Origin of the sequence: Parabacteroides chongii, assembly GCF_029581355.1 — a bacterium.
GTDB classification, from domain to species: Bacteria; Bacteroidota; Bacteroidia; order Bacteroidales; family Tannerellaceae; genus Parabacteroides; species Parabacteroides chongii.
This window is the reverse complement of sequence record NZ_CP120849.1, coordinates 1,529,628-1,553,198: the sequence shown is the minus strand read 5'-3', so window position 1 is coordinate 1,553,198 and position 23,571 is coordinate 1,529,628. Positions and strand designations below refer to the sequence as shown.

Genomic DNA, 23,571 nt, shown 5'->3' with positions numbered 1-23,571 from the left:
GATGAAAACTAAAAATATACTACTCATCCTCTTCCTGTGCTGCACGAGCATTTGCTTTGCACAGAACAAACTGTTCGACAAATATTCCGAAATGGACAACGTCACTTCCGTATATATTTCGAAAGCCATGTTCCAGATGATACCCGACATGAAGACAAACGGTCTCAACCTGACGAATCTGAAAGGGAAGATAGAAGGCCTGCAGATTCTTACCACCCAAAACAATAGTATAAAAGAAACTATGCGTAACGATTTCGAAAGTCTGATCGGTAAGAATCACGAAGAACTGATGAGGGTGAAGGACGGCAAGACGCGTGCCACTTTCTACGTAAAGCAGAAAGGAGACCTGATCAGCGAACTGATTATGCTCGCCGATGCCGACAATAGTTTCAATGTGATCCAGCTATTGGGTAACTTCACCTTGCAGGACATCCAGGAAATTACAAAAGAAATGAATAAATAGAAGCAGAAAGTATCCCGGTTTTCAACAATCTTTGATATCGGGAATACTGCTTTATATCCCGACAAACGAACGAATCTGAAATAGAAATAAGATCATAAATCTATAACTTTAGGGTACAAGAGTAAAAATGAAACCATTATAAGCTATAGTAAACGCTCTAAAATGTTATATTTGCGAGACATTAGGTATTTGACCCTGATTATCTATCAAATAACAAACGAGTAGAGCAACGTATGAAAAGTGGAACAGAGAGGTTGAATGTCCTGATTATCCTGATTGCAATGTGCTTTTTATCCGGCATTGCTTTTGCTGATGATGGGACATATAAAAACGTACCGAGGGATATGACAGATTCCATATCCTATTCACGTCGTTTGATCCATAGGTTAGGTATCGACGGACGGCCTACTTATATTTTCCCAACCAACTCTTTCCTGCGAGGAGACAATATGGATATGAAACCTATCCGTAAATCCATCTCTGCCCATTTGAAATATTCCTTTCAATATTATCCGAACAGTTACACGGACCGAATTTACAGAGGTTCCTACCAAGGACTTGGACTGGCCATGTATTCGTTTGATAATAAAGAGGAAATAGGAACTCCCTTTGCCCTTTACCTCTTTCAGGGTGCACGTATTGCCCAGCTCAATCCCCGTCTGTCGTTCAACTATGAATGGAACTTCGGAGCTTCTTTCGGCTGGAAGCCTTATGAAGAATATGATAATCCGTACAACAAAGTGATCGGTTCGAAAATCAACGCTTATATCAATGCTAATTTCTACCTGAACTATATTCTTTCAAAAGAACTGGATCTGACAGCCGGAGTGGATTTAACGCATTTCTCGAATGGGAATACCCGGTTTCCGAATGCGGGACTGAATACGGTCGGACTGAAAGTGGGACTGGTATATAACTTTAACAGGAACGGCGATTTATTTTCCAAACCGTTCTTCCAGCCTCCTGTACCCCGTTTCCCTCGCCATATCAGCTATGATGTCGTCCTGTTCGGTTCATGGCGTCGGAAAGGTGTCTATGTGGGAGAAGGACAGGTTGCTGCCCCGGGAGCATTTGCGGTAGCAGGATTCAACATTAACCCGATGTATAACTTCGGATATAATTTTCGGGCAGGTGTATCGGTGGATGGAGTTTATGACGAGAGTGCCAATATCTATGCCGATCCCTACTCCTCTTCTTCTACCGAACAGTTTTACCGTCCGCCGCTCAGCTACCAACTGGCACTGGGACTTTCTGCCCGTGCCGAATATGTGATGCCTTACTTTACAGTCGGAATAGGCTTGGGAGGAAATGTAATACACCGCGGAGGGGATCTGAAAGGTTTATATCAGGTTCTAGCACTTAAAATCGAAGTTACCCGTAGTTCATTTATACATATCGGATACAACCTGCAAAACTTCCATACTCCCAATTACTTAATGCTAGGTATCGGATACCGGTTCCATAACAAGTATCCGACATTCCACCGATAAAAATAATTTGTCATATCCCTGAAAGTAAATTTAAATTGCCTTTTCTCCACCGAAGGAGACAGGGAAGAAACTTTTGTTTTCTCAGCATGAAACTGTCTTACTTCCCTGTTATAATCTTCCTTATCTCGCTTAGTTTGTTGAGAGCTTCTATCGGAGTAAGATTGTTGACATCGAGATTCTTGATTTCGTCGCGTACCTGGCTTAGTACGGGATCATCCAGTTGGAAGAAGCTGAGTTGATAACCTTCGGCAGCAGAAGCGATTTCCCGGACGGGCTTTGCTTTTACTTTTCCTTTACCTTTTGCTTTCTCTTTACAATCGATACTTTCCTGTCGATTATCCGTTTCCAGTTGTTTCAATATCTCGTTGGAACGTTTCACGATACTTTTCGGCATACCCGCCATCTTCGCCACATGGATACCGAAGCTATGTTCACTACCACCGGGAACCAGTTTACGCAGGAATATCACCTTATTGGAAACCTCTTTTACCGATACATTATAATTCTTGATTCGTTTAAAAGAACGTTCCATCTCGTTCAGTTCATGATAATGGGTAGCGAAAAGCGTCTTGGCACGGGCATTCGGATGCTCATGGATATATTCGACAATCGCCCAGGCAATCGAAATACCGTCGTAGGTACTTGTTCCCCGCCCCAGTTCATCGAAAAGAACCAAACTGCGTGAAGACATATTATTCAAGATGTTCGAAGCCTCGTTCATCTCCACCATAAAAGTAGATTCACCGACGGATATATTATCGGAAGCCCCGACACGGGTAAATATCTTATCTACCATACCGATACGGGCAGACTCGGCAGGAACGAAACAACCGATCTGTGCCATCAGCGTGATCAATGCCGTCTGGCGCAGCAATGCTGATTTACCCGCCATATTCGGACCTGTGATAATAATGATCTGCTGCTGCTCGCTATCTAGATACACATCGTTGGCAATATAGGCCTCACCCAACGGCAACTGCTTCTCAATCACCGGATGGCGGCCCGACTTTATATCGATCACATCCGAATCATCTACATTCGGACGGATATAACGGTTACCCTCCGCTACCTTAGCAAACGATAACAGGCAGTCCAGGCGACCGATCAGGTTAGCATCCACCTGGATAGGAGGTATAAATTCGGCAAGACAGGTTACCAGCTCGGTAAACAGGCGGCCTTCAAGGGAAAGTATCTTTTCCTCCGCTCCCAATATCTTTTCTTCGTACTCTTTCAGCTCCTCCGTAATATAACGTTCGGCATTCACCAGTGTCTGCTTGCGTATCCATTCAGCCGGAACTTTATCTTTATGTGCGTTGCGCACTTCTATATAATAACCGAACACATTATTAAACGCAATCTTCAAGCTCGGAATCCCGGTCTTCTCACTTTCCCGTTGTTGTACCTGTATCAGGTAATCCTTACCGGAATAAGCAATAGCACGCAATTCATCCAATTCCGCATTGACTCCTTTGGCTATGACACCGCCCTTATTCAGTAAAGCGGGCGGATCGTTATTGATCTCTTTCTCGATCCGGTCGCGTATCTCCGTACAGGCATTCAACTGTTCACCGATACGGGAAAGGCTCGGCTCGTCACTTGCCATACAAGCCTCTTTAATAGGCTCGATCGCCCGGAGAGCGACTTTCAACTGTACCACCTCACGAGGAGAAACACGTCCCACAGCCACTTTGGAAATAATACGTTCCAGGTCACCGATCTGTTCGATCTGTTCGTCCAGTATCTCTTTTACTTCCGGATGACGGAAGAAATAATCCACCACATTCTGGCGTTCCTGAATCGGTTTGACATCTTTCAAGGGGAACAGAACCCAGCGGCGCAACATGCGCGATCCCATAGGAGAAACGGTTTTGTCGATTACGTCCAGCAGGCTGGTGCCCTCATCGTTCATCGTACCGACCAGCTCCAGGCTGCGTACCGTAAATTTATCGAGTCGTACATAACGGTCTTCCTCGATACGTGACAGTGCCGTGATATGTGAAATATGTGTATGTTGTGTCTGATCCAGATAATACAGGATAGCACCCGAAGCAACCACTCCCAGCTTCAGATGTTCCACACCGAAACCTTTCAGGTTCTTTGTCTCAAAATGTCTCAGCAGGCGGTCGTTGGCGGCATCAGCCGAAAAAACCCAGTCTTCCATCTCGAAAGTAAAGAAACGGGGACCGAACACTTCCTCAAATTTCTTGCGATTATTACGTTCGATAAGTACCTCTTTCGGAGAGAAATTATTGAGCAGCTTGTCGATATAGTCGATCGTTCCCTCAGCAGTCAGAAACTCACCGGTCGAAATATCCAGGAAAGCGACACCGCAAACCTCCTTCCCGAAATGAACGGCAGCGAGGAAGTTATTTTCCTTATGATTCAGAATATTGTCATTGATGGAAACTCCCGGTGTGACCAACTCCGTAACCCCACGCTTCACCAGTTTCTTGGTCATTTTCGGATCTTCCAGCTGATCACAGATGGCAACACGCTTACCGGCACGGACCAGTTTTGGCAAGTAAGTATCGAGTGCATGATGCGGAAAACCTGCCATTTCGATAAACTGTCCCGGTCCGTTGGCTTTCTTAGTCTGTACGATCCCCAGTATTTCGGCACCTACTACGGCATCTTCGCCATACATTTCGTAAAAGTCTCCTACACGGAACAGAAGAACAGCATCCGGATGTTTCGCTTTAATATCGAAATACTGCTTCATCAATGGGGTTTCAACTATTTTTGCCACGGGATATATGCTTTTGTCATTAAATTTAAACCGTACAAAGGTACAATTTTTTACGAAAGTATGAAGGTAGGAAAAATAACATAGTCCAGTAAGAACTTTGTTAATACTGGATGCAAATATAGTAAATATTACTTTCCACACCTTATATCTAAGTTTAATAATCAATGCTTCTCCTAAATACAACTGTATTTGATATTATTTATGCCAATAAAAAAATACTGATTAAGTACCAATACGGGAATTAACCGTCATGATATCATCCCCTCAAAAAAATGATTTATCCTAATTAATAAAAGCATTCGCAAAAGAGAGTAGCTATAAATCAGCATATCAGACAAAGTTCTTACTGAACTAAATTAAAATCTACTCACTATGGCCTCAAATGAACCCAAAAAGCGCAGCATTACCGGCAATCTTGTTGCTAACATGCTGACAGAGCGTGAAGACGACTTCACTTTTAATGTAACTTACGTAGCAAACCGATCGATTGAAGACCTGTGTAAAATCGCAGCAAATGGAAAAAGTAAATTCTCGGCATCCGAATTATTGAGTGCTTATACCGATTTAAAGGAGGTAGCCAAGGAAGAATTATACTCAGTTTCTACCGTAGATCGCCCAGTAATCGAATAACCTTATCATCGACGATCATCGTCGAAATACTTAAAAATTACATTAATGAACATGGAAATAAATAATTCACTACATCTATCAATTAAGAGACTGCCTATATTCGTGTTTTTCTGTCTTATTTGTGGGTTGGTTCACGCAGAAAATACTCCCTGGGATGGAGTAGCAGCCAAAGCCATCGCTAATGAAGAAGGAGGTAATGGGCTGGATGTCAATCAACCTATTCTAATAGCTACGGCTGGAGAACTGGCTTATCTAGCGCAACAAACAAATGCCGGCGGAAAGGAACTAGAGTTGACAAACGGAGATAAAATAAGTGAATATACAAACTTTCAAGACCTGTATTTCCAGCTAACAGAGGATATAGATTTGAATAATAAAAAGTGGTTACTGATAGGTTGCAGTGCCGATGTTCCATTCAAAGGCTATTTTGATGGCAATAATAAAACGATAAGCAACCTGGCTAATATAACTGAATCTGATGATATTAATTATGCAGGTTTATTCGGATACATAGAGAACGGTTCCGTACAGAATTTGCATATTGAAATCGCAGAAGCAGGGCTGCATACAACTAGTGTAGGATATGTCGGAGCACTAGCTGGTTATGTTAAGGATAGCCCAATAACAAATTGCAGTGTAAAAGGAGGAGATATAACAAGCGAAGCAGACAGTAAACTCTCTAGCCAACTAACCGTAGGTGGCTTGATCGGACACATAATAACTAGCTACATAACTGATTGCCGTAGTTCTGTGAACGTGAAAGCTACTCTTACAGGTGGATCAGGCCTTATGGTTGGAGGTATTACCGGAATCAATGCACATTCATCTTTCACAAACTGCCACTATTCGGGTTCTGTTATGGCAGTCGATGAACGAAAGGATGCTTCTCCTAACAGTTATGCCGGAGGAATTACCGGTACAAGCGATTTATCACCTGTTGGTCTTGAGTCTAAAGCCAGTACAATATCCCAATGTACCGCCTGTGTAAATATATCTGCAGGTGCTTATGCCGGAGGCATTGTAGGAGATTTTTCAGAAGGGACTATAGAAAAGTGCTGGGTCAAAGGTGTTATCTCTACAAAAGAAACTGAAGGTCAGGCTGGGGGTATCGTAGGACACAATAAATATGGAGGAAAAGTTACAGAATGTTATAATTGGGCTTCTGTTACTGCTTCAGAGGCTGCCGGAGGAATTGTCGGATATGAATATACCACTTCTCTTTTTACTATATCAAAATGCTGGAGTTCAGGTGACATTACTGCTCCCGTAGTTGGTGGCATAGCTGGCTATATAGGTTTTGGCTCTATTGAAGAATGCTATACATCCGGAAATATAACGGGAAATTATGCCGGAGGAATTGCCGCATATGCTGGATCAGAAATCATCAAAAATTGTTCTTCGACGGCAAATGTAGTAGCAGAAAGCGAAGAAGAGGAAGACTCTTTTGCCGGAGGGATTGTCGGAGTGGGTCTCAAATATAGCAGTTACCAAGGAACATCCATCCAAAACTGTTATGCTACAGGCAAAATAAGTTCAAATTACGCAGCAGGAGGTATCGCCGGCCTAAACCGGAGTGATGCTGGAAGTATAACCCATTGCGTTGCACTAAACATAGAGGGAATAAGCGAAATTGCTAAAGACAAACTTTCTCTGAAAGCCTCTCCCGAAGTATCCTTGGGTCGCATAACAGCAGATAAACAGGGTACGCTCACCTCGAATTTTGCCAGTCCTCTTATCCCCGGAGATTGGACGGATGAAGCCTCCGGCAAAGACGGTGACGACCTTACTTCCACTAATTTCACACAAGGTAACGGAAACGCCTTTGACGGATGGGACGACACGGATGTCTGGTCGTTCGACCCTGACGGTATAAATCTGCCAATATTAAAAGTATTTGGTGAAAATTCTGCAGGTAAACCAGTACAACCGAACATTCCGAAGTCCGACTTTCTTACTTTTACCGTCAAGTATGATACGCCACAGAACGGTACGATAACTGTATCCTCTTCTACCGAAAATTTCATACAATCCGGTGCACCTGTTGCCGGAGGAACCGAATTAATCATTTCCGCAACACCTAACGATGGGTATGAACTGACCAGTCTCAATGTAAACGATAACCCTTTTAAATCCGGCGATACTTATACTGTAACTGGTGATGTTAAAATCAGTGCCTCTTTCGATGTCAAACCGACTCCACCCGATCCCGACCCTGTAATACCTGATCCAGATCCTACGCCCACGGTTTTCCATTCGGTTACATTACCACAAGTGGAAGGTGCAACAACCGATCCGATAGCCGGTATTTATGAAGTGGAGGCATGGAGTAGTTTCCGTTTCTATCTTACGCTTGATAAAGAATATGATCTGTCCGAACCTGTTGTAACCACCGATCGCGGTGAAACCATCACTCCCCGAAATAGCGACGGAGCATATATAATAAAATACATTCGCCAGCCGGTTGAAATCTATATAGATAATATCGTTAAGAACCCCGACCCGGTAGCTAATGAAACGATTAAAACCGACCAATCGAAAGTATGGACGGAGGGAGGATGTCTGCATATTATATCTGCAACCACCGGACAACTGTACATCTATACGGTTGAGGGCAAACTGCAAAAGAAGCAACCTGTTATAACAGACGAAACGGTAACCATCCCACTACCGGAAGGATTCTACATAATTCGTATTAATAATGAACAGTTTAAAGTAATTATTTAGTAAATAATGCTTCCTTAGTCAAAGGGATAAAAAAATAGCCAAAACCGATAGAGTTTACTAGTCAGAGGGGATACGTCAAAGTAATATTTGAAACGTGTCCCCTTCTCTATTTATTTCAGAAAAAAAATATAACTTTGCCAACATGTCTGACAAGAAACATCTTAGATTCATGAAAAAAACTATTTTACTCGCTTCCGGCCTGATTGCGGCCATCCCTTTTGTGCATGCACAGAAAAACAAAGACAAAAAACCGAATGTCGTATTCATCCTGGCAGATGACCTGGGATACGGCGATTTGAGTTGTTACGGACAGGAAAAGTTCAGCACTCCCAACATCGACCAACTGGCACAAAACGGTATGCGTTTCACCCAGTGTTACTCAGGAACAACTGTCAGTGCCCCTTCCCGCTCCTGCCTGTTGACAGGTACGCACAGCGGACATACTCCCATCCGTGGAAACAAGGAATTAGACCCGGAAGGACAATTCCCATTGCCCGCCGATGCACGTACTATCTTCCATGTCATGCAGGATGCAGGATACAAGACTTCTGCCTTCGGTAAATGGGGATTAGGTTACATTGGCACTACCGGTGATCCTAAAAACCAGGGTTGCGAAACATTCTTCGGATATAACTGCCAGCTATTGGCTCACAGCTATTATCCTGACCATCTGTGGGATAACGATCAACGTGTCGAACTGAAAGATAACGTATTGGATGTTGAATATGGAAAAGGAACCTATTCACAAGACCTGATCCACTCCAAAGCACTCGATTACCTGGATAATTTAAAAGAAGACGAACCGTTCTTCATGTGGTATCCGACTATTTTACCTCACGCCGAACTGATCGTGCCGGAAGACAGCATCATCAAAAAGTTCCGTGGTATGTATCCGGAAAAAGCTTATAAAGGAACAGAACCGGGCAATCCGGGATTCCGTAAAGGGGGTTACTGCACACAGCTTTATCCGCATGCTACATTCGCAGCGATGATCTATCGCCTGGACGTATATGTGGGACAGATCGTACAGAAACTGAAAGACAAAGGATTATACGATAACACGATCATTATATTCGCCAGCGATAACGGCCCTCACATGGAAGGTGGCGCCGATCCTGATTTCTTCAACAGCAATGGCATCTACCGTGGTTACAAACGTGACCTGTATGAAGGCGGTATCCGTGTGCCGATGATCATCTCCTGGCCGGGACATATACAATCGGGAACAGAAACAAATTTCATGTGTTCTTTTTGGGATGTATTGCCTACTTTCGAAGAGATCATCCATCCGAAAGCAAAACAGAAAGAAATGGACGGCGTAAGCATGCTGCCGCTGTTGCAAAACCGCAAAGGACAGAAGGAACATGAATTTCTGTATTTCGAATTTCAGGAAATGAATGGCCGTCAGGCTGTACGCCAGGGTTCATGGAAACTGGTACACATGAATATCCGTGGAGATAAACCGTATTATGAACTTTATAACTTAGCAGCCGATCCTTCGGAAAAATACAACCTGTTGGATAAATATCCGGAAAAGGTGGCCGAGCTGAAAGAGATCATGGTACGCGAACATATTGAAGATCCGAACTGGCCATTGCTGAAAAAGTAAAAACCATATCGTTGGCTTCAACGATATGATCGAAGATAAATATAAAAGCAGGCTGGATTAATTAATAAAATAATCCAGCCTGCTTTTATTTATAATACCTAATTATTTCTTTACCAGTTTATGGCTACTTCGTCCTTCCACAGTCATAACTTCCAATACATAAACTCCGGCCGGATAGCTATCATAAGAAAGTGATAATTGAGTATTATTACCGGCTGATTGTTTTTTCATCAATCGTCCGTTCATATCATACAAGACCACTTCTTTAATTGCAATAGGGGCAGTTATCTGAACCGTTCCGGCTACGTCATAAGAAACGGAAACACCTGTTTCGGCTGTTATATTTTCCGTTGAAGTAGAAGGATCGGCAGCTACCACGATTTCACCGGTCGTATTGTTATTGCCTCTTACCCATTTCCATTCACTTCCATCGCTACTTTTATATAACAAACGGATACGGTCACCGGGAGCAATCGTTTTTGTGATCGTACAAGGAACTTCCTGTCCTACTCCACGTTCGATCTGGATAGTAACAGGCTCTTCACTGGAGATAAATTCTTTTGTATTCCCGTTTTTGTCTACAAGAGCGACAACCAGGTTACCTGAAAAATCACGGATACTCATATTGCCTACATAACCATACTGAACACCGAAAAGCTGATTTTCCTCAAAATCTTCTGTGGTGGCTTCAAGGCCGGCAAAGACTGTTCCCTGATTTTCCCCATAGAAAAAGGCTAATACATCCTGATAGGTAGAACCTTCCACCGGCTTTTTCATACTGATAATGGCATCCTGACCAAGCGAGAAACCACCTCCGCTATTACCACCAGTTCCCTGCACTTCGGGTTCGAGGACAGATAACAGGTAATACCCGTTAGCCAGTCCGCTCCATCCCCAGTTCACATGATAATAATCAGCATCGTTGTAACCGTCGATGATAAATTGATGACCTTCTTTCTGATCATTCTCACCACCATAGATAACAGGACGGTTATCATCCAGTTCACCTTTGATAATAGCTTCCCATTCGTCTTTCTGATAATTATCGCGTTGCAGGACATGGAGAGATTTATCGTATTTCATATAATTGACAAGCCCCTGGGCTGCTGTCAATGTTAAGGCACCGCTGTTACCGGGAGCATAATTCATTTCTGAGAAAACACCGCAATCGTACATCAGGGTGGCTACGTTTTGGGCCTGCTTAGTAGTATATTGCCCTGCCGTGTAGGTAGAAGGCATGTTATCCCACTGGTATGGAGTGTCGAAAGTAGCGGAAAGAGACAGATTATAAGTCTGCGAAGTATAAGAATGACTCCCCTGTCCTACGTCCGGCCATTTATGATATTGCATGGCGATAGCCGTCGAGGTGGCAACACATCCGGTCGGCGTACGCTGGCTGTTTACTACCGGGCACAAGTTATTATAAGGTGTCATCTGATCCCAAAGGACAGTTGTTAACAACGTTCCGGTCGATTTCAACTGCATCTTGCCCTGACGAACTTCGTTCCAAGCGGCTGTGACATCCTTCGAAATCTCCGGTTTATTTTCACGTATCCAGTTGATTTGACGCTGGTAACTTTCAAACCATCCACGCAGGTTGGACGGCATGGAGTCTTTTTCAAACAGTTGCTGCATACCATAACCTAGAATAGGATATACGGCATCATCACCGGCCACAACGACAAAGCCGTCGGCATCTTCACGGTTAAATACGTAAAAGGTAGCATCCTGTACGGAACCGGCTGATTTGGTAGCCGCTCCGGCATCCGACCAGACCAGTGTTACTCCCGACTCCGAAGCTTTTGTCTGCGGAGAATTACTTTTCAGGAAACTGAGGGCTACGCTCTTTGCCTGTTTTACATCAATAGGTGCAGCACTTATCGACATTGTCAACAAGGCAATAAAGAAAATAAAAGTACATCTTCTCATACTCGTCATTTTTTAGTTTAAACTTAGTTTGCGCTTATCAGAGGTTTGGTTGAAGGGCATTAATGGCGTTTTTACTTAATTCATTAATAAAGATGTTCTTATAACAAAGAAAGGAGAAAAATAGTTTCACTTGCCACTTTATTTGAGTGAGAATGCATAGATCATTAAAATAAGTATATCGAAATCTTCTGACAAATAAATATTATTCATACATTTAGCCACTTATTAATCACCAAAATTTATAAACTATGAATTTACAGGTAATACAAAACAAGATTTATGAGATCAGAGGTATACAAGTCATGTTGGATTTTGACTTAGCTGAACTTTATCAAGTAGAAACCAGAATACTTAATCAGTCTGTCAAACGTAATATAAAACGTTTTCCTCCAGATTTCATGTTCCAACTTAATGAAGAAGAATTTTCTTTGGTATCACAATTTGTGATACCAAAAAATGGTAGAGGTGGAAGGAGACTACTTCCTTACGCTTTTTCTGAACCCGGACTTGCCATGCTTTCCGGAATACTTAATAGTGACATTGCTATTGAAGTAAATATTAACATCATGCGTGCCTTTGTTCAAATGAGAAAACAGTTTATCTCAAATTGTGATAAACTGTCTACTAATAAGAAGCTATCAGAACTGGAGCAGCAAGTCAAATTTCTTCAGGAAGACATTGAAAGTCTCAGTAAAGATCATGAAAACTATGAGCAACATTTTGACGATATCTATCTTGCCCTGGCAGAACTTGCCTCTAAAAATAAAGAAAAGCCTGGTAACTCCAGACCGAAAATAGGTTATGTGAAGTAAAACAAAATAAATTGACTAACTTTGTGGCTTTAAACTGAAAACGATAAAAAACGATTAGATATTATGGAGTACAATTTCAGAGAAATCGAGAAAAAATGGCAAGAATACTGGATTGCCAACGGGGTTTATAAAGTGAAAGAAAACAAAGATAAACCCAAATACTACGTGTTGGATATGTTCCCTTACCCATCCGGTGCAGGACTACATGTTGGACATCCGCTCGGTTATATCGCTTCTGATATTTATTCCCGTTTCAAACGGTTACAGGGATTTAACGTATTACACCCAATGGGATATGATGCTTACGGTCTGCCTGCAGAACAATATGCTATCCAAACCGGACAACATCCCGAAGTAACAACCAAACAAAACATTGCCCGTTATCGCGAGCAAATGGACAAAATAGGTTTCAGCTACGACTGGAGCCGTGAAATCCGTACATGTGATAAGGAATATTATCACTGGACACAATGGGCATTTATTAAAATGTTCAACAGTTATTACTGTAACGACGAAAAGAAAGCATTACCTATCGAAAGTCTGGTCGAAGCATTTGAAACAGTAGGTACGGAAGGCCTGAATGTTGCTTGTGGTGAAGAAATGCAATTTACCGCTGAAGAATGGAAATCTAAAAGCGATAAAGAAAAACAAGCTATATTGCTGAACTACCGTATCGCTTACCTGGGTGATACAATGGTTAACTGGTGTTCCGAATTGGGAACCGTACTGGCTAACGATGAAGTCGTGAACGGTGTTTCCGAACGCGGTGGTTTCCCTGTTGAACAGAAAATGATGCGCCAATGGTGTTTGCGTGTATCTGCTTATGCACAACGTTTGCTGGACGGACTGGATACGATCGACTGGACGGATTCACTGAAAGAAACACAGCGTAACTGGATAGGTCGTAGCGAAGGTGCCGAAATCCAATTCAAAGTGAAAGATAGTGATATAGAATTTACCATCTTTACAACCCGTGCAGATACTATGTTCGGTGTAACTTTCATGGTATTGGCTCCCGAAAGCGAACTGGTTGCTCAGTTGACGACAGCTGAACAAAAGCAGGAAGTAGATGCTTATCTGGATCGTACCAAGAAACGTACGGAACGTGAACGTATTGCCGATCGTTCTGTAACCGGTGTATTCAGTGGTTCGTATGCTATCAATCCGTTCACGGGTGATGCAGTACCCGTTTGGATTAGCGACTATGTATTGGCCGGCTATGGAACAGGTGCTATCATGGCAGTTCCGGCACACGATAGTCGCGACTATGCATTTGCAAAACATTTCAACCTGCCTATCATTCCGTTGATCGAAGGCTGCGATATAAGCGAAGAAAGCTTCGATGCCAAAGAAGGTATTGTCTGCAATTCACCGAGACCGGATGTAACTCCTTATTGCGACTTGTCATTAAACGGCTTGACTGTAAAAGAAGCAATCGCTGCTACCAAAAAATATGTATCCGAACATCAACTGGGACGTGTAAAGATTAACTATCGTCTGCGCGATGCCATCTTCAGTCGCCAACGTTATTGGGGAGAACCGTTCCCTGTTTATTACGATGCCGACGGAATGCCTCAGATGTTACCATTCGAAGCATTACCGTTACAACTGCCGGAAGTGGATAAATTCCTGCCGACAGCCACAGGCGAACCTCCATTGGGACATGCAACTAAATGGGCTTGGGATTCTGTAAACAAAAAGGTTGTAGAAACATCCAAAATAGACAATAAAACAATCTTCCCGCTGGAACTTTGTACTATGCCTGGCTTTGCCGGTTCTTCCGCTTATTATCTGCGTTACATGGATCCTCATAATAATGAAGGCCTAGTAGATAAACAAGTGAATGAATACTGGCGTAATGTAGACCTGTATATCGGTGGAACGGAACATGCTACCGGTCACCTCATTTACAGTCGCTTCTGGAATAAATTCCTGTATGATATGGGAACAATCTGCGAAGACGAACCGTTCCGCAAGCTGATCAACCAAGGTATGATCCAGGGACGTTCAAACTTCGTGTACCGTATCAAAGATACAAATACATTCGTATCCCTGAACCTGAAAGACCAGTATGAAGTAACTCCTATTCACGTAGACGTTAACATCGTATCCAATGATATACTGGATATCGAAGCTTTCAAAAACTGGCGTCCGGAATATCATAATGCAGAATTTATACTGGAAGACGGTAAATATATCTGCGGATGGGCTGTTGAAAAGATGTCTAAATCGATGTTCAACGTAGTAAATCCGGATATGATCGTAGACAAATACGGTGCAGACACTTTACGTCTGTATGAAATGTTCTTAGGCCCGTTGGAACAATCTAAACCCTGGGATACAAATGGTATCGACGGTGTTCATCGCTTCCTGAAGAAACTGTGGGCTTTGTTCTATGGTAACACTGAAAGTTTGCAGATCACAGACGCTGAACCTACAGCTGAGGAATTAAAATCATTACATAAACTGATCAAGAAAGTAACATTCGATATCGAGCATTTCTCTTACAATACTTCTATCAGTGCTTTCATGATCTGTATTAACGAATTAGGCAGCCTGAAATGTAATAAGCGTGCTATCCTAGAGCAACTGGTTATCCTGTTGGCTCCGTTCGCACCTCATACTGCAGAAGAGTTATGGCATGAATGTGGTCATACGACTACGGTCTGCGATGCTCAATGGCCTCAGCACAACGAAGAGTACCTGAAAGAAAATTCAGTTACTTACGCTATCTCATTCAACGGAAAAGCCCGTTTCAGTATGGAGCTTCCGGCTGACATGCCCCGTGAAGAGGTTGAAAAAGCCGCTCTTAGTCATGAAAGCTCTGCTAAGTGGACGGAAGGCAAGACTCCTAAAAAGATCATTGTCGTTCCAGGTAAGATCGTTAATATCGTAATCTGATGAAAACAAGTAAATCTTATGCTATTTATTATTTTATAAAGGATTATCTGACGATTTTCCTGGGAACCATACTATATGGTTTCGGGTTCAACGCTTTTATCCTGTCTAATGAAATTGTCACCGGTGGTGTAAGCGGTATCTGCGCACTGATATTCTTTGCCACCGGCGGTGCAATACCGGTGTCGGTTTCATACTTTGTTATCAATGTAGTCTTACTATTAGCCGCTCTGAAGATTTTGGGATTCAAATTCCTTATAAAAACAATCTTTGGAGTATTCTCACTTTCCGCATCCCTGTCATTCTTTGAATGGCTGCTGAAAGGTAATCCCATATTACACGATCAGCCATTTATGGCGATCATGATCGGTGCACTCCTTTGCGGAGCTGGGTTAGGATTGGTATTTTCAGCGAACGGAAGTACGGGTGGAACAGATATTATTGGAGCAATTGTCAATAAATATAAGAATATATCTATCGGACGCGCACTGTTATTTTGTGACTTCTTCATTATCAGTTCCTCTTTTTTCCTCTTCCATAACGTGGATAAGATCGTCTTTGGTTTTGTTGAAATGATCATCAGTAACTATGTCCTCGACATGGTGCTGAACGGAAACCGCCAATCGGTGCAGTTCCTCATCTTCTCGCAGAAGTATGATGAAATAGCCGAGCGGATCATTCACGACCTGGACAGAGGATGTACCATACTGGACGGTGTAGGAGGTTATTCCCGTAAACCGGTCAAAGTGGTTGTACTACTGGCTAAAAAATCGGAATCAGTATCCATCTTCCGTCTGGTAAAACAGATAGACCACCAGGCTTTTATTTCCCAAAGTATTGTCCGTGGAGTTTACGGAGAAGGATTTGACCAGATAAAAACTTAAAATATTATTCAAACAATTAAAAGCACTTCCATACGTTATATATTTCGTACAGAAGTGCTTTTTTATTTAGATATTCACGCATATGAAACTCGTATTCGCTACAAATAACCAACATAAGTTGGATGAAGTACAAAAAATAACAGCCGGTCATACAGAGATAGTAAGCCTGGCTGCCATCGATTGCCATGACGATATACCGGAAACAGCCGATACCCTGGAAGGAAATGCTCTTCAGAAAGCCCGCTATATCAAAGAAAAATTCGGTTATGACTGTTTTGCCGACGATACCGGTCTTGAAGTGGAAGCCCTAAACAATGCTCCCGGTGTATATTCTGCACGTTATGCCGGTCCGGGACACAATTCGGAAGCAAACATGCAAAAACTTCTTTTGGAAATGAACGGTAAAGAAAACCGGAAAGCCCGTTTCCGTACCGTCATAGCACTTATCCTGAACGGCAAGGAGTATCTGTTCGAAGGCATCGTCAACGGTCAGATAACGAAGGAAAAGCGCGGAGCCAGCGGATTCGGATACGATCCAATCTTTATGCCGGATAACTATGCGGAAACATTCGCTGAAATGGGTAATGATATAAAGAATACAATCAGCCACCGGGCTGAAGCTGTAAAGAAATTGAGTGCTTTCTTATCTACATTATCAGAATAAATTATGAAAAGAATACTATATACTCTTCTGTTTTTATGCATGGCAATATCCTACACGACTGCACAGAAAAGCGTAGGGGAATGGAGTAGTTATCTGGCTTATTATACGACAAGCCAGATAGCCGAAGCTAATAATCATGTGTATGCCGTAGCCGACGGTTCTCTTTACAGTTATAATAAAGAAGATAAAAGTATCACTCATTATTCCAGGCAAACCGGATTAAGTGACAGTGATATAAGCTATATAAGCTTTAATCCGGAAGTCAATACATTACTTATCACTTATAGTAACGGAAATATTGACTTATTAGGAGAAAATGGTATTTATAATTTGTCTTATCTGCTAGACAATTCCAATATAACGAATAAGACTATTAATAATATTTATCTATATAAAGAGTTTGCCTATTTATCTACCGACTTTGGCATTATCGTTCTGAATATGGATAAAAAAGAAATTAAAGACACCTACAAACTAAATAAAAAAGTATATTCCGTTACCATGGATAACGAATATATTTATGCTGCAACTTCTACCGGTTTACTATATGCTTCATTGGATAGTAATTTACTAGATTATAACGAATGGGAAACTTATCCGTTATCTTCATCTGAATTTGATACGGATAATATCACTCAAATATGTTTTTTCCAGCAGAATCTTTGCCTGTTTGTCGACAATAATGAAAAAGGTATTTATTATCAAAGTACAGACGGAACAATAAGAAATTTATTGAAAAACAATAAATTAAAGAGTATGGTTCTTCAGAACAATAAGTTAATGTCTTATACTGATTCTGAATTATATATTTACTCATCTCTAACTGATAAAGACGTTGTTAACGTAGGAATCATTAATAATGTTTCTTCACTAAAAGATCCCAATGCTTATTGGATAGCTGCAGGTATAAACGGAATAAAAGGCATACAGAAGAAAAATAATAAATACGAAATAACTTTAGAAAATACCAATAACGATACTGAATATCCCAAACGGAATTTCAACTATTATATGACGACCTATAATAATAAATTACTTGTTATTGGAGGAGGACGTTGGGCAGATCGTTGGAATAGACCCGGCACATTTATGGAATATGAAGACAATAAATGGTTCAACTTCGATGAAAATACTATAAACCAAAACAAAAATGCAAATAAAGAAAATCAATTCAGGTATTTCTGGGATTATACAGGAATTGCTATCGACCCTAAAGATCCTGATCGTTATTTTATTTCATCTTACGGAGAAGGTATAGTCGAACTGAAAAATAAAGAACCTATACAATTATATAACCATACAAATAGTTTACTGGATTATGTAAAAAAAGATATTAATCCCTATGATTATGTACGTGTAGGCGATGTAACTTTTGATAAAGAAGGAAATTTATGGATGACCAATTGTGAAGTTGAATCCGTACTAAAAGTACTAAAAGCAGATGGAAGCTGGAAAAGTTTCCAATTCGATAATTATAAAAACGTATCTATGGTCGATAAGGTAACCATTACATCAAACGGATACAAATGGATCAATAGTCCTTACGGTTCGATACGAGGCATTTTAGTTTTCGATGACAAAGGCACCATTGATGATACTAGTGATGACGAATATCGTTACTATGATATATTTGTCGATTCAAACGGCAATATAGATGTTAGCGGTTATTTCTGTGTAACTGAGGACAAAAACGGACAAGTATGGATCGGCACAAACAGAGGACCTATCATCTGTACAAACTATCGGGATATTAATAACCTAAGATGTACCCGTATCATCCGGACAAACGAAGACGGAGAACCATACTATCTGTTGGACGGAGAGCAAATCAATGCTATCGCTGTCGATGGTGGTAACCGCAAATGGATTGCGACAAACAATTCCGGTGTATTCCTGGTCAGTGAGGATGGTATGGAAACAATAGCAAACTTTACAACAGCCAACTCCCCTCTTCCGTCTAATCAGATTAATTCATTAGCGATTAACCAGATCACCGGAGAAGTATTCATAGGTACGGAGAAAGGACTGGTATCTTATATGGGAGATGCTACCGAAGGAAGTGAAGACTATTCGGACATATACGCCTATCCTAATCCCGTCCGTCCCGAACACAACGATCGTGTAACCATCGTCGGACTTATGGCCGATTCAAATGTCAAAATAACGGATATGAAAGGCAATATCGTTTATCAGGGAAAATCCGCCGGCGGGACATTCACCTGGGATTGCCGCAAGAGAGGCGGAGGACGTGTAGCAACCGGAATCTATCTGGTATTATCTGCTACCCCGGAAGCCAAAGAAAGTGTTGTAACCAAAATCATGGTAGTGAAATAAAATAAAAGAGGCTGTAATCGCAGCCTCTTTTATTTTTATAAACCTAACTTTTCAGATATTTCCAACATCTTACGAATCGGTTTAATAGCCTTCTTCTGTACTTCCTCGTCGACAAATATCTCCGGCATTTCAAATTTCAAACAGTTATACAACTTTTCCATCGTATTCAGCCGCATGAAATTACATTCGTTGCAAGCACATGTACTGTCGTTGGGAGGAGCCGGAATAAACTCTTTCTCCGGGCTCTTTTTCCGCATTTCGTGAATAACGCCGCTTTCCGTCGCTACAATGAACTGTTTCTTGTCTGACTTGATAGTGTGTTTCAAAAGAGCGGCAGTCGAACCAACGAAGTCTGATACCTGTATAACGGGTTGTTTACACTCCGGGTGAGTGATCACTTCCGCATCCGGATACTGTTTCTTCAATTCCAGTATCTTTTCCAGTGAAAATTGTTCATGTACGTGACAGGCACCATTCCAGAGTAACATATTACGTCCGGTAATACTGTTTATGTAATTACCCAGGTTCCGGTCCGGACCGAAGATCATTTTTGTTCCTTCCGGAAAACTTTCAACGATCTGACGGGCATTGGTAGAAGTCACCACTACATCTGTCACCGCTTTTACCGCAGCTGTTGTATTGACATAAGAAATAACCACATGATCCGGATGTTGTTTTACAAATTCGGCAAACTCAGGAGCCGGGCAACTATCGGCCAGTGAACAACCGGCATTCAGATCAGGAACCAATACTTTCTTATCCGGACATAGGATCTTAGCCGTTTCACCCATAAAATGAACACCACAGAGAACAATAATATCCGCTGTTGTTTTAGCAGCCCATTGAGCCAACGCCAGACTGTCTCCCACGAAATCTGCTATATCCTGTATATCGCCGGTCTGATAATAATGCGCAAGGATAACAGCATTCTTTTCCTTACGGAGTTTATCAATGGCTTCCTTCAGATCTATGTCTTTGGGTACCGGTGCATCCATATATCCGATCGATTGATTTGTCAACATAGTATATCTATTATATTATTCTTAATTTAATTCTAAAGATAAATAGGATGTATATAATATCCTGTTAAAATGGTTCATATTTTAATCGTCCTTTCCTCCTTATGAGGATATAAATAATATATCAACAAAGTTATCATCTACTTTTATAGCTGATAATCTTTATTTTAATATACTTATCAACTCTATGTTGATAATGTGCAAAGGTAAAAACTTTATTTATTTCAGCCATCTAAAGCAGTGCAAAACAATCTTTAAAAGAAAGGGGAAAGAAACTTCCCTATTTATTGGCCGTCATAATAATTCTCCTATCCGATATCTCAATCGAGAAAAGCAAGCGTTTTTTATCAGCACTTACCAACCACCTGTTCACAGGATATCCACACGAGATTCATACACATACGTTTCACCTGTCACAGCCGTGCAGCACATTGGCACACAGACAGTTGTTGTGACGGCAGACGTTTCACATTTAAAAGACAGGTCTTTTCAAATGTTAAGACAGGACTTTTGTCTTTAAAAGACAGGACATTTAAAAACAAAAGACCTGTCTTTTTCAGCCGGTGCTTACCGAACCTAAAAGCAGTGCCTATCGGTTTACCGCCCGGTGCTTATGGAACCTTTGTAAAGACGTGTCACCATAAAGGAATTATATTCAAGTAGGTGAAAGCTGTGACAGGTGAAACGTTATTGCAAAGATAATCCTTTGTAACCGTATCCTTCCGTAATCCCCTCTTATTAGTTATCCACAATTATATATTATATTAATATTAATCTTTAATTTAAAAATAAAATATGATGTATATGATATCCTGTTGAAACAGTTAATACATTTTCGTTACAATATTTGTTTGAGGAGTTATTAAAGTATATGAACCGCTTATCAAGACGATACTAACAGTATAAAATATAGCTTTACTTCTGTTTTCCTTTTGTTTATAGACTTTATTAGTTTTATGTTGATAACTGATTGTGTGAAAAAGTTTGTTCCTGTTGATGGGTGTTGATACGTGTATAACTGCTGTTAATAGCTCGTAATAAATAATGGGTTATAAATGTTGCGTGTTTGAAATGGGGAGGAGTATAGGTAAGTATTTGAATAAAGCAAGAACTTTTTTTCATTTTGTGTTCACTACTTATCAATACCTTTTCAACGGCATATCCACATTAATTAGCTAATTTTGCAGACAAAGAAAAGAGCTATGCGTAAACTGAAAATAACAGAAATGAACCGCCTCACCCCGGAGGCTTTTAAAGAGAGTAAGAAGATACCTTTAATAGTTGTGCTTGACCATGTTAGGAGTCTGAACAACGTAGGTTCTGTTTTTCGTACGTCCGATGCGTTTCGGGTAGAAGCTATTTATTTATGTGGCATCACGGCTTGTCCTCCCCATGCGGAGATCCATAAGACAGCTTTGGGGGCTGAAGAAACTGTAGATTGGGAATATTTTAAAGATACACAGGAAGCTGTTGATAAACTGAAGCAACAAGGGTATATCGTTTGTGCTGTTGAACAGACAGTAGGTAGTATAATGTTGGATAAACTGCTGTTAGACAAGGATAAAAAGTATGCCGTAATCATGGGAAACGAAGTGAAAGGTGTTCAACAATCCATTGTTGATAACTGTGATATGTGTATTGAAATCCCCCAATACGGAACCAAACATTCATTGAACGTGTCGGTAACAACCGGTATTATTATCTGGGATTTCTTTAAACAGTTGTCAGAGTAATCCTCTTTCAACCAGGATAACGACCCGTTCCGTCATGGCATCTTTCCCTTTCGGGTCGTATTCCGATTTCAGGCTGGCTCCGAACATACCGGCAAACAAATTCCAGAAGCCTGCCCTGAAACCTCCCAGGTAAGCTTTCAGCAGATTATAACTGGATTGATTACATTCTCTGTCGATCAGTTTGATAAGTAGTTTGCCCTGCGAGAAAGTCAGCTTTTTCAACTCTGGTTTATATTCTTTGAACAGGTCTTTTTCCATCCGTTTCAAATGAGCTTGCCGGGCTTTGTCATCGGGAAGCGTTTCCATATATTCATAGGTTTCGATCAAGGTTTCATACACCATCTTGGCGTAAGGTAGTGTGCGTTTGACATCCCGTACTAGTTTATTATATTTCTCCTGTTCACGTTTATTTTTAAAACGCATTTGCGGAAAGACAAAGACTTCCTGCAAGTTAACGACAGGAATGGTATCTTTCCCGTCGACGTATGCCCGCTGCACACCTTCGGGAAGTGTATTTATTCTCAGCTTCTGTGCCTGGCTTCCAATTGCACAGAAGAGAAATAAAATGAGGATTTTATACCATCTCTTCTTTGTCATAGTTTACAAAAGTAGGTGATTTCCCAATAGCCTGTGCCGCTTTTACAGAATTTGACTAATCAGGCTAAAATGATAATTTAGTTGTTAATAAGTTGTGAACTCAATAAGAATCATTATATTTGCTTCGATTCTGATAAGTACAAAACCGATAGCTGTGAATAGTGTATATCTTTTTTGCATCAGAATAGCATTTTAATTAACAACCAAATATTCTTATCTATGAAACAATTCTTTTTTGTCTGCTTCCTGCTGGGGATTTCTCCCTGTTTGTCTGCTGTTGATAACCTCCGTTTGCCGGATATCCGTTGCATGGGAATGGGAATGTGTGGCGTAACGAATTCTTCCTTGTTCAATCCGGCTCTGGTTAGTCGGGAAAATTCTAAATCGGTTGATATCAATTACTTTAATTATTATGGGTTAAAAGAACTGGGAACTGTGAATGTGGCGTTCAGCTATCCGAATGACTTCCTTTCTGCCGGTGTTGATATCTCTTCTTTCGGTTATGACCAGTATCGTGAAAGTATGTTCCGGTTGTTCCTGGGTAAACCACTTGGTGAAAGATGGAGTATCGGTATCAGTTTGCAGTATATACTTCTGCAGACAAAACTGATGGAGGAAAGTCCTCAGTACTTGTCCGTCGATGTCGGTATCCTGTTTACTCCGGTTGAAAAGCTGTTGATCGGAATGTTGATACAGGATTTTCCCTCTGTCGAAATTCTAAAAAAGAATGCTGATATAGAATCTATTATCTATTATTCATTGCAAATAGGTTTTCAATGGGAAGTAATTAACAACCTGTTGATAGTAGGAAATGCGGAAACGGATAAACAGACTGCTGTGTCGGGACGTATCGGGATAGAGTATCAATTGATCGATCATTTTTATGTACGCACGGGAATAAGGACAACTCCTCTCCTACCTACTTTGGGAGTCGGATACCGGTTATCCGGTTTTGTAGTCGATGTAGCTGTCCATTATCATCCGGTGTTGGGAATAAGTACAGGTATTGGTTTAAAGTATTGTTTCTAATAAAATTGTA

Annotated in this window: 16 protein-coding genes; 12 read left to right on the top strand and 4 right to left on the bottom strand. The window is 41.1% G+C overall.

The window, feature by feature from the left end:
• The first annotated feature begins 1 nt into the window (after window position 1).
• Window positions 2–463: a DUF4252 domain-containing protein gene (locus tag P3L47_RS05880; protein ID WP_277783006.1), complete on the top strand. Its 462-nt coding sequence runs from the start codon at window positions 2–4 to the stop codon at window positions 461–463.
• 233 nt (window positions 464–696) lie between these two features.
• Window positions 697–1,953: an acyloxyacyl hydrolase gene (locus tag P3L47_RS05875; RefSeq protein ID WP_277783005.1), complete on the top strand. Its 1,257-nt coding sequence runs from the start codon at window positions 697–699 to the stop codon at window positions 1,951–1,953.
• 97 nt (window positions 1,954–2,050) lie between these two features.
• On the opposite strand, the gene mutS is transcribed toward P3L47_RS05875, so the two are convergent.
• On the bottom strand, window positions 2,051–4,672 hold the full coding sequence (mutS, locus tag P3L47_RS05870; protein ID WP_410510723.1) for a DNA mismatch repair protein MutS: 2,622 nt from the start codon (window positions 4,670–4,672) through the stop codon (window positions 2,051–2,053).
• Window positions 4,673–5,071: 399 nt separating this feature from the next.
• Between mutS and P3L47_RS05865 the strand changes: the two genes are divergently transcribed.
• From P3L47_RS05865 to P3L47_RS05855, 3 genes are all read left to right on the top strand, one after another.
• On the top strand, window positions 5,072–5,329 hold the full coding sequence (locus P3L47_RS05865; protein WP_233577141.1) for a hypothetical protein: 258 nt from the start codon (window positions 5,072–5,074) through the stop codon (window positions 5,327–5,329).
• A gap of 45 nt (window positions 5,330–5,374) precedes the next feature.
• Entirely contained in the window at window positions 5,375–8,053 is a 2,679-nt protein-coding gene (locus P3L47_RS05860) for a T9SS type A sorting domain-containing protein (RefSeq protein ID WP_277783004.1), read from the top strand.
• Between the two features lie 169 nt (window positions 8,054–8,222).
• Complete coding sequence (locus P3L47_RS05855) at window positions 8,223–9,662, top strand: arylsulfatase (RefSeq protein ID WP_277783003.1); 1,440 nt, start codon at window positions 8,223–8,225, stop codon at window positions 9,660–9,662.
• Window positions 9,663–9,764: 102 nt separating this feature from the next.
• Here P3L47_RS05855 and P3L47_RS05850 read toward each other — a convergent pair whose 3' ends face one another.
• Window positions 9,765–11,591 carry a thiol protease/hemagglutinin PrtT gene (locus tag P3L47_RS05850; protein WP_277783002.1) on the bottom strand — a complete coding sequence of 609 codons (1,827 nt, stop codon included), beginning with the start codon at window positions 11,589–11,591 and terminating at the stop codon, window positions 9,765–9,767.
• Between the two features lie 248 nt (window positions 11,592–11,839).
• Between P3L47_RS05850 and P3L47_RS05845 the strand changes: the two genes are divergently transcribed.
• The 5 genes from P3L47_RS05845 to porZ all read left to right on the top strand — a co-directional run bounded on the left by P3L47_RS05845 (window position 11,840) and on the right by porZ (window position 19,183).
• Window positions 11,840–12,403, top strand: a complete 564-nt coding sequence (locus tag P3L47_RS05845) for an ORF6N domain-containing protein (RefSeq protein ID WP_122362037.1) — start codon at window positions 11,840–11,842, stop codon at window positions 12,401–12,403.
• Window positions 12,404–12,466: 63 nt separating this feature from the next.
• On the top strand, window positions 12,467–15,304 hold the full coding sequence (leuS, locus tag P3L47_RS05840) for a leucine--tRNA ligase (protein ID WP_277783001.1): 2,838 nt from the start codon (window positions 12,467–12,469) through the stop codon (window positions 15,302–15,304).
• On the top strand, window positions 15,304–16,185 hold the full coding sequence (locus P3L47_RS05835) for a YitT family protein (RefSeq protein ID WP_122362039.1): 882 nt from the start codon (window positions 15,304–15,306) through the stop codon (window positions 16,183–16,185). Before leuS ends, P3L47_RS05835 begins: the two co-directional genes overlap by 1 nt.
• Before the next feature lie 82 nt (window positions 16,186–16,267).
• A complete protein-coding gene (locus tag P3L47_RS05830) occupies window positions 16,268–16,849 on the top strand; it encodes a non-canonical purine NTP diphosphatase (protein ID WP_277783000.1) in 582 nt (193 codons plus the stop codon).
• Window positions 16,850–16,852: 3 nt separating this feature from the next.
• Window positions 16,853–19,183, top strand: a complete 2,331-nt coding sequence (porZ, locus tag P3L47_RS05825) for a type IX secretion system anionic LPS delivery protein PorZ (RefSeq protein WP_277782999.1) — start codon at window positions 16,853–16,855, stop codon at window positions 19,181–19,183.
• Between the two features lie 35 nt (window positions 19,184–19,218).
• Here porZ and nadA read toward each other — a convergent pair whose 3' ends face one another.
• The gene (nadA, locus tag P3L47_RS05820) at window positions 19,219–20,205 is read right to left on the bottom strand and encodes a quinolinate synthase NadA (RefSeq protein WP_129730838.1); all 987 of its coding nucleotides are present in this window, start codon (window positions 20,203–20,205) and stop codon (window positions 19,219–19,221) included.
• Between the two features lie 1,199 nt (window positions 20,206–21,404).
• Here nadA and P3L47_RS05815 point away from each other — a divergent pair.
• A complete protein-coding gene (locus P3L47_RS05815) occupies window positions 21,405–21,935 on the top strand; it encodes an RNA methyltransferase (RefSeq protein ID WP_277782998.1) in 531 nt (176 codons plus the stop codon).
• On the opposite strand, the gene P3L47_RS05810 is transcribed toward P3L47_RS05815, so the two are convergent.
• A complete protein-coding gene (locus P3L47_RS05810; RefSeq protein ID WP_122362044.1) occupies window positions 21,927–22,532 on the bottom strand; it encodes a DUF4294 domain-containing protein in 606 nt (201 codons plus the stop codon). The two genes, P3L47_RS05815 and P3L47_RS05810, sit on opposite strands and share 9 nt — an antisense overlap.
• A gap of 219 nt (window positions 22,533–22,751) precedes the next feature.
• Here P3L47_RS05810 and P3L47_RS05805 point away from each other — a divergent pair, with 219 nt between their 5' ends.
• A complete protein-coding gene (locus tag P3L47_RS05805) occupies window positions 22,752–23,561 on the top strand; it encodes a hypothetical protein (RefSeq protein WP_277782997.1) in 810 nt (269 codons plus the stop codon).
• Window positions 23,562–23,571: the final 10 nt, after the last annotated feature.

Excerpts from the sequence above, each read along its gene's own strand:
- mutS (WP_410510723.1), bottom strand. The coding sequence starts at position 4,672 with ATGAAGCAGTATTTCGATATTAAAGCGAAACATCCGGATGCTGTTCTT.
- porZ (WP_277782999.1), top strand. The coding sequence starts at position 16,853 with ATGAAAAGAATACTATATACTCTTCTGTTTTTATGCATGGCAATATCC.
- P3L47_RS05845 (WP_122362037.1), top strand. The coding sequence starts at position 11,840 with ATGAATTTACAGGTAATACAAAACAAGATTTATGAGATCAGAGGTATA.
- P3L47_RS05830 (WP_277783000.1), top strand. The coding sequence starts at position 16,268 with ATGAAACTCGTATTCGCTACAAATAACCAACATAAGTTGGATGAAGTA.
- P3L47_RS05815 (WP_277782998.1), top strand. The coding sequence starts at position 21,405 with ATGCGTAAACTGAAAATAACAGAAATGAACCGCCTCACCCCGGAGGCT.
- P3L47_RS05855 (WP_277783003.1), top strand. The coding sequence starts at position 8,223 with ATGAAAAAAACTATTTTACTCGCTTCCGGCCTGATTGCGGCCATCCCT.
- P3L47_RS05810 (WP_122362044.1), bottom strand. The coding sequence starts at position 22,532 with ATGACAAAGAAGAGATGGTATAAAATCCTCATTTTATTTCTCTTCTGT.
- P3L47_RS05875 (WP_277783005.1), top strand. The coding sequence starts at position 697 with ATGAAAAGTGGAACAGAGAGGTTGAATGTCCTGATTATCCTGATTGCA.
- P3L47_RS05835 (WP_122362039.1), top strand. The coding sequence starts at position 15,304 with ATGAAAACAAGTAAATCTTATGCTATTTATTATTTTATAAAGGATTAT.
- P3L47_RS05880 (WP_277783006.1), top strand. The coding sequence starts at position 2 with ATGAAAACTAAAAATATACTACTCATCCTCTTCCTGTGCTGCACGAGC.
- leuS (WP_277783001.1), top strand. The coding sequence starts at position 12,467 with ATGGAGTACAATTTCAGAGAAATCGAGAAAAAATGGCAAGAATACTGG.
- nadA (WP_129730838.1), bottom strand. The coding sequence starts at position 20,205 with ATGTTGACAAATCAATCGATCGGATATATGGATGCACCGGTACCCAAA.
- P3L47_RS05850 (WP_277783002.1), bottom strand. The coding sequence starts at position 11,591 with ATGAGAAGATGTACTTTTATTTTCTTTATTGCCTTGTTGACAATGTCG.
- P3L47_RS05805 (WP_277782997.1), top strand. The coding sequence starts at position 22,752 with ATGAAACAATTCTTTTTTGTCTGCTTCCTGCTGGGGATTTCTCCCTGT.
- P3L47_RS05860 (WP_277783004.1), top strand. The coding sequence starts at position 5,375 with ATGAACATGGAAATAAATAATTCACTACATCTATCAATTAAGAGACTG.
- P3L47_RS05865 (WP_233577141.1), top strand. The coding sequence starts at position 5,072 with ATGGCCTCAAATGAACCCAAAAAGCGCAGCATTACCGGCAATCTTGTT.